The 14,585-nt window shown below is 74.4% G+C and carries 12 protein-coding genes; 2 read left to right on the forward strand and 10 right to left on the reverse strand.

All coding sequences use genetic code 11. The features are described 5' to 3' along the window. Positions 1-127: 127 nt before the first annotated feature. The 6 genes from FH969_RS00140 to FH969_RS00165 form a co-directional block, all read right to left on the reverse strand. Positions 128-1,138, reverse strand: coding sequence for an SseB family protein (locus FH969_RS00140; RefSeq protein WP_139985296.1), 1,011 nt, complete (start codon positions 1,136-1,138; stop codon positions 128-130). Positions 1,139-1,145: 7 nt separating this feature from the next. After that, positions 1,146-1,898 (reverse strand): bifunctional 1-(5-phosphoribosyl)-5-((5-phosphoribosylamino)methylideneamino)imidazole-4-carboxamide isomerase/phosphoribosylanthranilate isomerase PriA, encoded by a 753-nt coding sequence (gene priA / locus FH969_RS00145; RefSeq protein ID WP_108719708.1) that lies wholly within the window; start codon positions 1,896-1,898, stop codon positions 1,146-1,148. 137 nt (positions 1,899-2,035) lie between these two features. After that, positions 2,036-2,764 carry an imidazole glycerol phosphate synthase subunit HisH gene (gene hisH / locus FH969_RS00150; RefSeq protein ID WP_425462439.1) on the reverse strand — a complete coding sequence of 243 codons (729 nt, stop codon included), beginning with the start codon at positions 2,762-2,764 and terminating at the stop codon, positions 2,036-2,038. Next, positions 2,761-3,543 (reverse strand): hypothetical protein, encoded by a 783-nt coding sequence (locus FH969_RS00155; protein ID WP_139985298.1) that lies wholly within the window; start codon positions 3,541-3,543, stop codon positions 2,761-2,763. Before FH969_RS00155 ends, hisH begins: the two co-directional genes overlap by 4 nt. Beyond that, positions 3,540-4,148 carry an imidazoleglycerol-phosphate dehydratase HisB gene (gene hisB / locus FH969_RS00160; RefSeq protein ID WP_139985300.1) on the reverse strand — a complete coding sequence of 203 codons (609 nt, stop codon included), beginning with the start codon at positions 4,146-4,148 and terminating at the stop codon, positions 3,540-3,542. The genes FH969_RS00155 and hisB overlap by 4 nt, the downstream gene beginning before the upstream one ends. Further along, the gene (locus FH969_RS00165; RefSeq protein ID WP_139985302.1) at positions 4,145-5,308 is read right to left on the reverse strand and encodes a histidinol-phosphate transaminase; all 1,164 of its coding nucleotides are present in this window, start codon (positions 5,306-5,308) and stop codon (positions 4,145-4,147) included. The genes hisB and FH969_RS00165 overlap by 4 nt, the downstream gene beginning before the upstream one ends. An 89-nt stretch (positions 5,309-5,397) precedes the next feature. Between FH969_RS00165 and FH969_RS00170 the strand changes: the two genes are divergently transcribed. Continuing rightward, complete coding sequence (locus FH969_RS00170; RefSeq protein WP_139985304.1) at positions 5,398-7,986, forward strand: RecQ family ATP-dependent DNA helicase; 2,589 nt, start codon at positions 5,398-5,400, stop codon at positions 7,984-7,986. A 75-nt stretch (positions 7,987-8,061) separates the two neighbouring features. Here FH969_RS00170 and FH969_RS00175 read toward each other — a convergent pair whose 3' ends face one another. The 3 genes from FH969_RS00175 to FH969_RS00185 form a co-directional block, all read right to left on the reverse strand. After that, positions 8,062-8,367, reverse strand: a complete 306-nt coding sequence (locus tag FH969_RS00175) for a PspC domain-containing protein (protein ID WP_139985306.1) — start codon at positions 8,365-8,367, stop codon at positions 8,062-8,064. 109 nt (positions 8,368-8,476) lie between these two features. After that, positions 8,477-9,820, reverse strand: coding sequence for a histidinol dehydrogenase (gene hisD / locus FH969_RS00180; RefSeq protein WP_139985308.1), 1,344 nt, complete (start codon positions 9,818-9,820; stop codon positions 8,477-8,479). 140 nt (positions 9,821-9,960) lie between these two features. Further along, positions 9,961-10,623 carry a P-loop NTPase family protein gene (locus tag FH969_RS00185; protein ID WP_246071607.1) on the reverse strand — a complete coding sequence of 221 codons (663 nt, stop codon included), beginning with the start codon at positions 10,621-10,623 and terminating at the stop codon, positions 9,961-9,963. Positions 10,624-10,669: 46 nt separating this feature from the next. Here FH969_RS00185 and FH969_RS00190 point away from each other — a divergent pair, with 46 nt between their 5' ends. Continuing rightward, entirely contained in the window at positions 10,670-10,891 is a 222-nt protein-coding gene (locus FH969_RS00190; RefSeq protein ID WP_108719701.1) for an RNA-binding S4 domain-containing protein, read from the forward strand. 46 nt (positions 10,892-10,937) lie between these two features. Here FH969_RS00190 and dnaE read toward each other — a convergent pair whose 3' ends face one another. After that, the gene (gene dnaE / locus FH969_RS00195) at positions 10,938-14,513 is read right to left on the reverse strand and encodes a DNA polymerase III subunit alpha (protein WP_139985310.1); all 3,576 of its coding nucleotides are present in this window, start codon (positions 14,511-14,513) and stop codon (positions 10,938-10,940) included. Positions 14,514-14,585: the final 72 nt, after the last annotated feature.

The raw sequence follows: 14,585 nt of genomic DNA on the forward strand, positions 1-14,585 counted from the left end.
CTCGCGCCGCGGCGCTGCCCCGGCGGCGCTGCCCCGGCGGCGCTCAGCCGGGTCGCCGGAGCAGCGTCCGCGCTCGCACGCGCAGTGCGGGCGCGGCGTGGGACGCCTGCGCCGTCTGCCGGCCGGGTCAGGCCGAGGTGAGCGCCAGCTCGAGGGAGTCCACGCGCTCGGCGACGACGGCGCTCTCGCCGAGCGCGGTCGCGACCGCCTGCGCCACCCCCTGAACCTGCTCGCGCGACAGCCCGGGCACGACGGCGAGGCTCACCTTGACCTCGGCGCGCGCCCCGGGTGCGACGGCGGCCGACCGCACGCCGTCGACGCCGCGCACGGTGTCGACGAGCTCGCGCACGACGGTGGGATCGGCCAGCGCTGGGACCCACGCCTCGCGCCGGGCGAGCGCCCAGACCGCGGGCCGCGGGATCAGCACAGGTGCGGGTGACCCGGCGTCGAGCACGAGCACCCCGCCGGCCTCGTCCACGGCGGCCATCGCGGCCCGGACCGCCTGGTGCGGCACGGGCCGGGCGTCACGGCGCCATGCGGTGAGCGCCGCGACCGAGGAGAACACGGGCAGCGCCTCGCGGCCGTCCGGCGTGCGCACGGTGACCATCGACGCCGAGGCGTGCCGGTCGCCGTCGTGCGCCTCGCCGTGCTCGTGCCCCGCGCCCGGGTGAGCGTCGTGTCGATGGTGCGCGCCGCCGTCGTGCGCCACGCCGTGGTGCGCGCCGTGCTGATCGTGCGCGCCGCCGTCGTGCGCTGCGTCCTGATCCGCTCCGCTGCCGGTCGGCACGCCGGGGCGCGAGTACGTGCGCCGCTCGCGGTGACCGGTCAGGCGTTCGCGGACGTCGCCGTCGTGCGCGGTCTCCTCGTGCGCGACGACCGGCACGAGCACGCGGGCGCTCGCGAGGGCCGCGACGACCGCGCGCAGCCGCTTCGAGCCGGCCACGGCGCCGGCTTCGGGGCCCGCTCCGGGGCCCGCTCCGGCGTCTGCCTCCGGGTCGGCCTGGTCGACCGGGACCGCGAGCGCGGCCGCGAGCTCGGGCGGGCAGGTGCCGTCGTCGCCGGCGAAGGCGGAGACGGGCGGCAGCTCACGGGGCGCGCGCTGCTCCCCCGTGCGCGGGAGGAAGTCCGAGATCGGCATCGCGGGCTCAGGCGCGTCCGGCGACGTCGAGCGCCTCGTCGATCGTGAAGGCGCCCGAGTACAGCGCCGTGCCGACGATCGCCCCCTCCACGCCCTCGGCCACCAGCGTGCGCAGCACGCGCAGGTCCTCGAGCGTCGAGATCCCGCCCGAGGCGATCACGGGTGAGGAGGTGCGCGCGCACACGTGTCGCAGCAGGTCGAGGTTCGGGCCGCGCAGCGTGCCGTCCTTCGTCACGTCCGTGACGACGTAGCGCGCGCAGCCGGCGGCCTCGAGCTGGTCGAGCACGTCGTCGAGCTCACCGCCCTCCTGGGTCCAGCCGCGCGCCGCGAGGCGCGACCCGCGCACGTCGAGCCCGATCGCGATCCGGTCGCCGTGCTCGGCGATCACCCGGGCGGTCCAGTCGGGGTCCTCCAGGGCGGCCGTGCCGATGTTCACGCGACGCACGCCCGTGGCGAGCGCGCGGGTCAGCGACGCGTCGTCCCGGATGCCGCCGGACAGCTCCACCTGGATCCGGCCGCTCACCCGCTCGACGATCGAGGCCAGCAGCTCGTGGTTCGATCCCCGGCCGAACGCCGCGTCGAGGTCCACGAGGTGCAGCCACGGCGCGCCCGCGTCCACCCAGCGCAGCGCCGCGTCGTACGGGTCGCCGTACTGCCCGCCCGAGCCGGCCACGCCCTGGACGAGCTGGACGGCCTGGCCCTCCGTCACGTCGACGGCGGGCAGCAGCTGGAGCACGGGGAGCTCGGCGGGGGCGGTCATGCGGGTTCACTCTCCAGGGAAGGTCGCGGCGCACGTGCCGCGGACGGGGGTCGGACGAGTCGGGTCGGGGTCGGATCAGGTCGGACGACGGCGCGCGCGCCGTCCCGAGGGAACGTGCCGCCGGCGGTGCCCAGCGGTCACAGCGCCTGGACCCAGTTGCGCAGCAGCCGCGCGCCGGCGTCACCGGACTTCTCGGGGTGGAACTGGGTGGCGGACAGCGGGCCGTTCTCGACGGCGGCGACGAACGGGCTGCCGTGCTCGGCCCACGTGACCAGCGGCGGCGAGAGCGGCGTCTCACCCGCCGCGGCGAGCGCGGCGGCCGGGTCGGTCTGCACGCCGTAGGAGTGGACGAAGTAGAACCGCTCGTGCTCGACGCCCTCGAACAGCACCGACCCCTCGGGCACGCGCACCGGGGACCACCCCATGTGCGGCACGATCGGCGCGTCGAGCCGGTCCACGCTGCCGGGCCACTGGCCCAGGCCGTCGGTGCGCTCGCCGTGCTCGACCCCCTCGGTGAAGAGGATCTGCAGGCCCACGCAGATGCCGAGCACGGGTCGCCCGCCGGCGAGCCGACGCTCGATGAGCTGGTCGCCGCGCACCGCGAGCAGCTGCTCCATCACGGCGCGGAACGCACCGACGCCGGGGACGACGAGCCCGTCGGCGGCCGCGACCGCGCGGGGGCTCGAGGTGAGCGTGACGTCCGCGCCCGCTCGCTCGAGGGCGCGCACGGCCGAGTGGGTGTTGCCCGAGCCGTAGTCCAGGACGACGACGCTGGGACGCGGGCCCGGTGTCTCCACCGGCAGCTCGGTCGCCCGTGCCGGCTGCGTCGCCCGTGCCGGCTCGTTCGCACCGGTCGCCGCGGTCACGCGTCGTCACCGCCCTTGCGGCGTCGGCCGAAGAACGAGCGGCCCGCGGGCTTGGCGAGGTCGGCCGAGCTGACGTAGCCCGGCACCTCGGGCGCCTGCACCAGGCCGATGAGGAGTCGCTCGGCCACCTGGTCCGCCTGCGCGAGCACGAGTCCCGGCGGCGGCTCGTCCGCCACCTGACCCCCGCGGTAGCGCCGGGCCTTGACCTGGCCGGCGATCTCGCCGTCGACCTCGTCGACGCGCGCCGCGAGCAGCACCACCTCCGAGCGCGTCGCGACCGACAGCGCCGCACCGAGCGCCTCGGCCTCGCGCGGGATGCCGCTGAGCGCCTCGGCGGGGTCGACGTCGGCCGCGGCCTGCTCGACGTAGCGCACCGCGAGCGCGCCGCGTGCCGAGGGCACCACGGCGGCCTCGATGCCCGTCAGGGCGAGCACACCGGCGAGCACCTTGGCCTGACGCACGGACGTGAGCACGACGGCGGTGGTGCGGACGATCGGGTCCGCGGCCTCTCCCTCGGCCGGGCCCGCGTCGGCCGCGGCAGCGGTCCCGCCGTCGCGCAGGTCGGCTCTGCCCGCGGCGTCCGCCCCCTCCGACGGCGCCGCGGCCGGAGCGCTCGCCGCTCGCGGCTCGACCCCCGCGGGCGGCGACCCGGCCGCGGACGCCTGGTCCGCCGTCGTGCCCTCGGTGTCGCCGAGGAGCGCGGACAGGTCGTCGGGGATGACGACGTCGTCGGGCCAGTCGGGCAGGTCGTCCCGCGGGTCGCCGGGCTCGCGCGTCACAGCGCACCCTTGGTCGAGGGCACGCCGACCACGCGCTCGTCCGGCGCGACCGCCGCCCGCAGCGCCCGGGCCAGCGCCTTGAACTGGGCCTCGACGATGTGGTGCGGGTCGCGTCCGGCGAGCACGCGCACGTGCAGGCAGATGCCGGCGTGCAGCGCGAGGGACTCCAGCACGTGCCGCGTGAGCGAGCCCGTGAAGTGGCCACCGATGAGGTGGTACTCCTGGCCCTCGGGCTCACCCGAGTGCACGCAGTAGGGGCGCCCGGAGATGTCCACGACGGCGAGCGCGAGCGCCTCGTCCAGCGGCACCGTGGCGTCGCCGAAGCGGGCGATCCCGGTCTTGTCGCCGAGCGCCTCGCGCATCGCCTCGCCCAGCACGATCGCGGTGTCCTCGACCGTGTGGTGCACGTCGATGTGGGTGTCGCCGCTGGCCCGCACCGTGAGGTCGAACCGCGCGTGCGTGCCGAGGGCTGTGAGCATGTGGTCCCAGAAGCCGACCGTGGTGTCGACGTCGACCACGCCGCTGCCGTCCAGGTCCAGCTCGACCAGGACGGTGGACTCCTTGGTCGTCCGCTCGATGCGGGCGTACCGCCGTCGTTCGCTCATGCCTCTCGTCCCTCTCCCGGCCCGCGCAGCACGTCCGCGAGCGCCTCGCAGAACGTCCGGGTCTCCTCCGGGGTGCCGACCGACACCCGCAGCCAGCCCGGCGGGCCGACCTCCCGGATGAGCACGCCGCGGTCCAGCAGCTGCTGCCAGACCTCGTGCCGCGCCTCAAACGTACCGAACAGGACGAAGTTGGCGTCGCTCGGGACCACCTGCAGCCCCTGTGCGGCGAGCCACGCGACGAGGCCGTCCCGCTCCTCGCGCAGCGATGCGACCTGGGCCATGAGCGCGTCGGTGTGCGCGAGCGCCGCGAGCGCGACCGCCTGCGTCACCGCCGAGAGGTGGTAGGGCAGGCGCACCACGCGCAGCGCGTCGACGAGGGCGGGCGCGGCGGCCAGGTAGCCGAGCCGCGCTCCGGCCATGCCGAACGCCTTGGACATCGTCCGCGTCACCGCGAGGTGGGGGTGCTCGGCGAGCAGCGTGAGGGCGCTCGGGGTGCCGGCGCGGCGGAACTCGGCGTACGCCTCGTCCACCACGACGACGCTCGCGGTGGGCGCGCCGTCGGGCCCGTCCGGGCCCGTGGTGCGGGCGGCGGCGAGCAGCGTGCGCACGGTCTCGAGCGGCAGCGCGGTCCCGGTGGGGTTGTTCGGACTGGGCAGGAGCACGACGGCGGGACGCACCTCGCGCAGGAGGCGCACCGCCGCGTCGGGGTCGAGCGTGAAGTCCTCCTCGCGGCGGCCCGCGACCCAGCCGGTGTTCGTGTCCCGGGCGTACTCGGGGTACATGGAGTAGGTCGGCGCAAAGCTCAGGGCCGTGCGGCCCGGGCCGCCGAACGCCTGCAGCAGGTGCAGCATGACCTCGTTCGACCCGTTCGCGGCCCAGAGGTGGTCGGCGTCCAGGCCCGTCACGCCGGCCTCGCGCGCCAGGTACGCGGCGAGCGCGGTGCGCAGTGTGCGGAACTCGCGGTCCGGGTACCGGTTGAGGCCGCGGGCGGCGTCGGCGACGGCGGCGGCGATGCTCGCGACGACCTCCTCGCTCGGCGGGTACGGGTTCTCGTTGACGTTGAGGAGCACCGGGACGTCCAGCTGCGGGGCGCCGTAGGGCACCTCGTCCGCGAGCTCGGGACGGACGGGCAGCACGCAGCCCGTGGTCGAGGGGGTCACGGGGGCAAGTCTAGGAGCCTGTGGACGACGGCACTCGGCGAGCTCCTCCGGGTCCGTCCTTGTCGGCGCCGGGACGTAGCGTTCCTCGCATGCCGATCTCTCCCGACTCCACCGGCGGGCTCGACGCCTCCGACCGGCTCGAGGTCCCGCTTGACGAACCGCCGTACGACCCGGAGTACGACGCCGCCCCGCCGGACCTGGCGGACTGGGGCGGCGCCGGTGGCCCGGCGGCGCCGTCGACCACGCCGCGTGGCCCGGCGCGGTCCCCGCGCAGCGGCGGACGAACCACCGGCCCGACGGCGCAGCGCACCGGTGACCGGACGCCTCGCCCGGCCGCTCAGCACACCGGCGACCGGTCGGTGGCTCCGACCGGCGACGCGTCCGCGACGCCGCCGGCGCGCACCGAAGTCCGCGCCGTCGACGTCACCGACGTCGACTCCCCCGAGCTGCGGGAGGAGGCGCAGGCGGCGCTGCGGGCGCTCGTCGGTCGGGACGACGCGGCGCTGCGGGAGGACCAGTGGCGCGCCGTGCACGCGCTGGTCGCGGAGCGCCGGCGAGCGCTGGTCGTGCAGCGCACCGGGTGGGGCAAGTCGGCGGTCTACTTCGTGGCCACCGCGCTGCTGCGCGCCCGCGGCGCCGGCCCCACCGTCATCGTCTCGCCGCTGCTGGCGCTCATGCGGGACCAGGTCGCGGCCGCCGCCCGGGCCGGGATCCGGGCGGAGACGATCAACTCCGCGAACGTCACCGAGTGGCAGTCGGTGCACGCCGCGATCGCCGCCGGTGACGTCGACGTGCTGCTGTGCTCGCCCGAGCGCCTCAACAACCCCGGGTTCCGTGCCGAGGTGCTGCCGCGCCTGGCCGCCGAGGCGGGGCTCGTCGTCGTGGACGAGGCGCACTGCGTCTCGGACTGGGGGCACGACTTCCGGCCGGACTACCGACGCATCCGCACGCTGCTTGCCGACCTGCCCGCGGGTACGCCGGTGCTCGCGACCACGGCGACGGCGAACGCCCGGGTGAGCGCCGACGTCGCCGAGCAGCTCGGGGTCTCGGCGGACACGGCCGGCGGAAGCGGCGTCGGCACGGGCGCGGGCATGGGCATGGGCATGGGCGCGGGCGGCGGGAACGGGCCGGACGCGGCGACCGCACCGCACGAGGACGTGCTCGTGCTGCGCGGCTCGCTGGACCGCGAGTCGCTGCGGCTCGCGGTGCTCCCGCGCGCCGACTCGGCGGTGCGCGTCACGTGGCTCGAGGGCTACCTGCGCGAGGCGGCCGCGGCGGGCAGCGGCTCCGGCATCGTCTACTGCCTCACCGTGGCGGCCGCCGAGGAGGTCGCGAGCCGGCTGCGCGCGGCCGGTCACGAGGTCGCGGCCTACACCGGACGCACCGATCCGGCCGAGCGCGAGCAGCTCGAGGCGGACCTCCTGGCCAACCGGGTGACGGCGCTCGTCGCGACGTCGGCCCTGGGCATGGGGTTCGACAAGCCGGACCTCGGGTTCGTCGTGCACCTCGGCGCACCCGGCTCGCCGATCGCCTACTACCAGCAGATCGGACGCGCCGGCCGCGGGGTGGCTCGAGCCGACGTCGTCCTCGAGCCCGGTCCCGAGGACGCCGCGATCTGGGCCTACTTCGGCTCACTCGCGTTCCCGGCGGAGGAGACGGTGCGCACGGTGCTGGACGCGCTCGAGCACGCGCCGGACCGCACGGCCTCGACCGCGCGGCTCGAGACCGAGGTCGACCTGCGGCGCTCCCGCCTGGAGATGATGCTGTCCGTGCTCGACGTCGACGGCGCCGTGGAGAAGGTGCGCGGCGGGTGGCGGGCCACGGGGCGGCCGTGGACGTACGACGCCGAGCGGTACGCCCGGGTGGCCAGGGCGCGCGAGGACGAGCAGGCCGCGATGCTCGCCTACGAGCGGCTTGCCGGTTCCGACGCCTGCCGGCTGGGGTTCCTGCGAGCGCAGCTCGACGACCCCGACCTCACGCCCGGGTGGCGGTGCGGCCGGTGCGACCTGTGCGCCGGGGCGTGGTTCGCGCCGCTGCCGGACGCCGCCGCGGTCGAGGAGGTGCGGGTCGCGCTCGCCCGGGCCGGCGTCGAGGTCGTCCCGCGGCGGCAGTGGCCGACCGGCATGGCGACGCTCGGCGTCCCGCTCGCCGGGCGGATCGCCGTCGAGGAGCGCGCCGAGGCCGGGTCGGCCGTGGCGCGGCTCGACGGCGTGGGCCTGTCCGCGGCGGTGCGCGACGCCGTCGGGCCGGGCGCGGGTGACGGACCCGTCCCGGCCGACCTGCGCCCCGCGGTGCGCTCGCTGCTCGAGCGGCTCGTGGCCGAGCGGACGAAGATCGACGGCGTGGTCCTCGTCGACTCGACGACCCGGCCGCAGCTCGTGGACCACCTGGCCAAGGGTGCCGCGCACGTGCTGGGCGTCCCGGTCGTCGGGCGGTTCGTCGCTCGGGGCGACGCCCCGCCCACCCGCCACGACGTGAACTCGGCGCAGCGGCTCGCCGCGGTCCAGCAGCGGTTGGAGCTGGACCTGTCACCTGCGGCCGCGGCGGGCCTGCCGGGCCGGTCGGTGCTGCTGGTCGACGAGTACACCGACTCCGGCTGGACGCTCACGCTCGCGGCGCGCCTGCTCCGGCTCGCCGGTGCCCGGGCCGTCCACCCGTTCGTGCTGGGCGTGCGCTGACCTCGACGACGGCCGAGGGCAGGTGCCTCGGCGGGGCACCGGCGCCTTGATCCCTCGGCCGAGGGATCTGGTGCCTCAGCGGTCCTGAGCGTGCGGCACCTGCTCGACGCCGCTCGCACGGTCCGCGTTCTGCGGCCGCACCGACCCGGTGAGCATGCTCTGCAGCGGGATCGTGCCGTCCTGCCACGGCAGCAGGAGCCAGGCGATCGCGTAGACGACCCAGCTGAGCACCGGGAGGAGCAGCAGGACCGCGACGACGAGCCGCACGATCCAGACGTCGAGACCCAGCTGACGGGCGATGCCGGCGCAGACGCCGCCGAGGATGCGGTCCGGACCACGGCGGAAGCCGGTCCGACGGATGAGGTCGAAGAAGGAGTCCATGTCCTTCACGGTAGGCGAGCGCACGCGCGGGGCGGATCGGGGCGATCCCCCATCCGCGACCCTGATCTTGGTGCCGGCGTCGGCGTCGGCGCGGGACCTCGGCTCGACGTCAGAGGAAGCGGGCCTGCGCGGCCTCGCCGTGCGCGGGCAGGTCCTCGACGTTCGCGAGCGCCACGAGCGGTCCGGTCACCTCGGCGAGCGCGTCGCGCGTGTACTCGATCACCTGCACCGACTTCGTGAAGCTCATGACGCCGAGGCCCGAGGAGTAGTGCGCGCAGCCGCCGGTGGGCAGCACGTGGTTGGACCCGGCGACGTAGTCGCCCAGGGAGACCGGCGAGTAGGCGCCGACGAAGATCGCGCCGGCCGAGCGCACGCGCTCGGCCACCGCGGCGGCGTCGGCCGTCTGGATCTCGAGGTGCTCCGCGGCGTAGGCGTCGACGACGGCCAGGCCGTGCTCGACGTCGTCCACGAGCACGATCGCGGACTGCGGGCCACCGAGAGCCGCGCACACGCGAGCGGTGTGCTTCGTCGCCGCGACCCGCTGGTCGAGGCGCTCCTCGACGGCGTCGGCGAGCCGGGTCGAGTTGGTCACCAGGACCGAGGCCGCGTTCGGGTCGTGCTCGGCCTGCGAGACGAGGTCGGCCGCGACGTGGGCGGCGTCGGCGCTCGCGTCGGCGAGGATCGCGATCTCGGTCGGCCCGGCCTCGGCGTCGATCCCGACGGCGCCGCGCACCGCGCGCTTGGCCGCCGCGACGTAGACGTTGCCCGGCCCGGTGATCACGTCGACGGGTTCGCACAGCACGGTCCCGACCGTGCTCTCGTCGCCCGCCACCGCGTCGTGCTCGACGGCGCCGTACGCGAACATGCCGATCGCCTGCGCGCCGCCGACGGCGTAGACCTCGGTCACGCCGAGCAGCGCGCACGCCGCGAGCACGGTCGGGTCGGGCAGGCCGTCGTTGTCCTTCTGCGGCGGGCTTGCGACCGCGAGGCCCTCGACCCCCGCGACCTGCGCCGCGACGACGTTCATCACCACGCTGGACGGGTACAGGGCCAGCCCGCCCGGCACGTAGAGCCCGACCCGGCGGACCGGGACCCAGCGCTGGCGCACCACCGCGCCGGGTGCGAGCTGCGTCGTCGTGGGCTGCGGGAGCTGGGCCTCGTGGCCGCGGCGCACGCGCGCCGTCGCCAGTTCGAGCGCCGCCCGCAGCTCGGGGTCGAGCGCCTCGAGCGCGGCCGCGAGCGCCGACGCCGGGACCCGCAGGTGCACCGGGCGCACGCCGTCGAACCGCTCGGCGAGGTCGCGCAGCGCCACCGAACCGGTGTCGCGGACGGCGGCGAGGATCGGCTCGACCACCCCGGTGGCGGCCTCGACGTCCAGATCCGCGCGCGGGATCGCGCGGCGCAGCTCGGCGGCGGTCAGGGTCCGACCACGCAGGTCGATGCGGGAGATCACGGGCACCGAGTCTAGGGCGCGAGCCGCCGGCGCGCCGCGAGGGCCGACCCGCGCAACCGTCGGGTCAGGACCGCCGGCCCAGGTGGTGGCGCAGAGGCACTGGCCCTGGCGTGTCAGCCCAGCGTGTCGGCTCGGGCGGGTCAGCCCAGCGTGTCGGCTCGGGCGGGCCCGAGCGAGTCCAGCCACGCGGCGACGGCGCGCCGACCACCGAGCCGCAGGAACGTCGGGTCACCCACCCGCGGGGCGAACCGGGTCCGGGTCGGACCGTGCTGGGTCCAGCCCCACAGCAGGATGTTCTCCTCCGGGTCCCGCCGGATCCAGTCCGCGGGGTTCTCCCGGTTGCCGTGCCACAGCTCCTCGCGCAGCACGCCACGCCGCACGGTCCGGCGCACCAGCCGGGACATCACGAGCGCACGCGAGTGGTCCAGCCACACCACGAGGTCGGCTCCCCCGGGTGTGCCCGGCTCGAGGAGACCCTCGAGCCTCGTGCGCCAGTTCCCGTCCGCGACCCAGCCGTCCGGGTGCGCCGCGACAAACTCCCGCACCAGTGCACGCGCCTCCTCGACGTCCCGGAACGTCCAGTCCCGGTCCCAGAACACGGCGTCGAGCTCGAGGTGCGCGACGCCGAGCCGACGCGCAGCCTCGGCGGCGAGCGTCGTCTTGCCGGCACCGGAGACCCCCACGATCCGCACCCGTCGCTTGCGGGCGGGCTCGCCGTCGGGCGTCGGGGCCGAGCGGTCCGGCCGAGGAGGCGGCGACGCCGGAACCGGCTCCGGCGACGGGTGCGCAGCGGACTCGTCCACCGCTCGATCCTGCCAGCCCCCGGCGGCCGCGGGGCACAATGGCCGGATGGACATCCCGATCCGCGATGAGTCGATCCGCCTCGGTCAGCTGCTCAAGCTGGCCGGGCTCGTCGAGGACGGCGCCCAGGCCAAGGAGCTTCTCGCCGACGACGCGGTGACGGTCGACGGCGAGCCCGAGTCCCGCCGAGGACGTCAGGTCGCGGTGGGTGCGGTGGTCGAGGTGTCGCTGCCCCGCGGCGTCGAGCGCGTCGTCGTCACCTCCGCCTGAGCCGTCGCCGACCTGAGCGCCCGCCCGGGCGACGTCAGGTGCGACGTCAGGACGCGAGGCAGTTCGGCCCGAGCAGCGCCTTGAGGTCGCCGAACAGCGCGGAGGAGCGCTCCACCCGCAGCGTGTCCTCGAGCCGCATCACGGTGGCCCGCCCGGGCTGAGTGATCCGCAGGTGCACCTCGGTCCCGCCCGGGTGCGACTCGAGCACCTCACGCAGCCGCGTCACCAGGGGCGCGGTGCACCGCATCTCGGCGAGCTGCAGCGTGATGGGGGCGGTGTCCGCCGTCGTGAGGTCGGGCAGCGAGAGCTCCTGGGCCTGCAGCGAGATGGCCTCGTCCCGACGCCGCACGCGTCCCTTGAGCACCACCACGGCGTCCTCGGCCAGCACGGTGGAGTACGCGACGTAGGTCTCGCCGAAGAACATCACCTCGACGCTGCCCTCGAGGTCCTCGATCGTGACCGCGGCCCACGGGTTGCCGTTCTTGGAGATCTTCAGGGCCACGGAGGTCACCAGGCCGGCGATCGTCACCATCGACCCGTCGGGGCGGTGCTCGTCGGCGAGCAGCGTGGCGATCGAGACGTCCGCCGCGGACGTGAGCACGTGCTCGACCCCGGCGAGCGGGTGGTCGGACACGTAGAGCCCGAGCATCTGCCGCTCGAAGGTGAGCTTCTGCTTCTTGTCCCACTCCGGCAGGTCCGGCACCGTCACGGCGAAGGCCGACGTGCCGCCCGGTCCCCCGCCCCCGCCCATGAGGTCGGCGAACAGGTCGAACTGACCCTCGGCCTCCTTGCGCTTGACCCCGATCACGGCGTCGACCGCCTGCTCGTGCACGAGGAGGAGCGAACGCCGGGTGTGTCCGAGCGAGTCGAACGCGCCCGCCTTGATGAGCGACTCGATCGTGCGCTTGTTGCAGACGACGGCGGGCACCTTGTCCAGGAAGTCCGTGAACGAGGTGAACTCGCCCTTCTCCTCCCGCGCCGCGACGATCGCGTCGACGACGTTCTGACCCACGTTGCGCACCGCGGCCATCCCGAACCGGATGTCCTGGCCGACCGGGGTGAACGTCCCGGCGGACGCGTTGACGTCCGGCGGCAGCACCGTGATCCCGAGGTGACGGCACTCGTTGAGGTAGACCGCCGACTTGTCCTTGTCGTCCCGCGTCGAGGTCAGCAGCGCGGCCATGTACTCGGTCGGGTAGTTCGCCTTGAGATAGGCCGTCCAGTAGGACACGAGGCCGTAGGCCGCGGAGTGCGCCTTGTTGAACGCGTAGTCGGAGAACGGGACGAGGATGTCCCAGAGGGTCTTGATCGCCGCCTCGGAGAAGCCGTTCTTCTTCATGCCGGTGGAGAACGGCACGTACTCCTTGTCGAGGATCTCCTTCTTCTTCTTGCCCATCGCGCGCCGCAGCAGGTCGGCCTCGCCGAGCGTGTAGCCGGCCAGGTGCTGGGCGATCGCCATCACCTGCTCCTGGTACACGATGAGTCCGTACGTGGGACCGAGCACGTCCGCCAGCGCGGTCGCCAGCTCGGGGTGGATCGGCTCGATGTCCTGCAGGCCGTTCTTGCGCAGGGCGTAGTTCGTGTGCGAGTTCGCGCCCATCGGGCCGGGCCGGTAGAGCGCGCCGACGGCGGAGATGTCCTCGAAGTTGTCCGGGCGCATCTGCCGCAGCAGCGTGCGCATCCCGCCGCCGTCGAGCTGGAAGACCCCGAGCGTGTCGCCCCGGCCCAGCAGCGCGTAGGTGGGGGCGTCGTCGAGCGGCACCTCCTCGATGACGAGCCGGTCCTTGCCGTTGACGACGATGTTCTCGAGCGCGTCGTCGAGGATCGTGAGGTTGCGCAGCCCGAGGAAGTCCATCTTCACCAGGCCCAGGTCCTCCCCGGCGGGGAAGTCGATCTGGGTGATGATCGCGCCGTCGGCCTCTCGGCGCATGATGGGGATGACGTCGAGCAGCGGCTCGCTGGAGATGATGATCCCCGCGGCGTGCACGCCCCACTGGCGCTTGAGCCCCTCGATGCCCTTCGCGCGGTCGGTGATCTTGCGGGCGTCCGGGTCGGCCTCGTACAGCGCGCGGAACTCCGCAGCCTCGGCGTAGCGCTTGTCCTGCGGGTCGAAGATGCCGCTGAGCGAGATGTCCTTGCCCATCACCGCGGGCGGCATCGCCTTCGTCAGCCGGTCCCCCATCGCGAACGGGTAGTCCAGCACGCGGCCGGCGTCCTTGAGCGCCTGCTTGGCCTTGATCGTGCCGTACGTGACGATCGAGGCGACGTTCTCCTCGCCGTACTTCTCCGTCACGTAGCGGATCACCTCGCCGCGCCTGCGCTCGTCGAAGTCGATGTCGAAGTCGGGCAGGCTCATCCGCTCGGGGTTGAGGAACCGCTCGAAGATGAGGCCGTTCGCCAGCGGGTCCAGCTCGGTGATCTTCATCGCGTACGCCGCCATCGACCCGGCACCGGAGCCACGCCCGGGCCCGACCCGGATCCCGTGGTCCTTGGCCCAGTTGATGAAGTCCGCCACCACGAGGTAGTAGCCGGCGTAGCCCTTGGAGGTGATGACCTCGATCTCGTAGGCCGCCTGCTTGCGCACCTCCTCGGGCACGTTCTCGCCGAACCGGTGCACGAGGCCCTGCTCGACCTCCTTGACGAACAGCGAGATCTCGTCCTCGCCCGGCGGCACCGGGAAGTGCGGCATGTACTTGCCCACCTGCTCCGTGAACGTGACGTCGCACCGCTCGGCGATGAGCAGCGTGTTGTCGCACGCCTGCGGCAGCTCGGCGAACAGGCTGCGCATCTGGGCGCTGGAGCGCACGTAGTAGGTGTCGCCCGTGAACGCGAAGCGGTTGCCGCCCTGCTCGTACGTGGGGTCCTTGAGGAGCGAGTTGGACTGCACCGCGAGCAGCATCTCGTGGGCGGCGGCGTCCTCCTCCTTGACGTAGTGCAGGTCGTTCGTCGCCACCAGGGGCGCACCGATGTGCCGGGACAGCTCGATGAGCTGCGTGACCACGCGGGTCTCGAGGTCCAGCCCGTGGTCCATCAGCTCGATGAAGTAGCTCTCCTTGCCGAAGATGTCCTGCATCTCGGCGGCCGCGCGGACCGCCTCGTCCCACTGCCCCAGCCGGATCCGGGTCTGGACCTCGCCCGACGGGCAGCCGGACGTCGCGATGAGCCCCTCGGAGTACCGCGTGAGCAGCTCGCGATCCATCCGCGGCTTGAAGTAGTACCCCTCGAGGCTCGCGAGCGACCCGAGCCGGAACAGGTTGTGCATGCCGCGGGTGTTCTCCGACCACAGCGTCATGTGGGTGTACGCGCCGCCACCGGAGACGTCGTCGCCCTTCTGGTGCGGCTCGCCCCACCGCACCCGGGTGCGGTCCTGGCGGGCCGTGCCGGGGGTGACGTAGGCCTCGAGGCCGATGATCGGCTTGACGCCCTCGGCGCGCGCTCGCTTCCAGAAGTCGTACGCCCCGAAGAGGTAGCCGTGGTCGGTGATCGCCACGGCGCCCTGGCCCTGCGCCTTCACCTCCGCGATGAGAGCGGGCACGCGCGCGGCGCCGTCGAGCATCGAGTAGTCGGTGTGCACGTGGAGGTGGACGAAGTCTTTCCCAGGGGTTCCCACGGCGTCCGGCATGGTCTCGATCCTAGGTCGGGTCCGGGGCGTCCCGGGGGGACGCCCGAGGCATTTCCCTGGACGCCGTGTGGG

Origin of the sequence: Miniimonas arenae (assembly GCF_006351005.1) — a bacterium.
Taxonomy (GTDB): domain Bacteria; phylum Actinomycetota; class Actinomycetes; order Actinomycetales; family Beutenbergiaceae; genus Miniimonas; species Miniimonas arenae.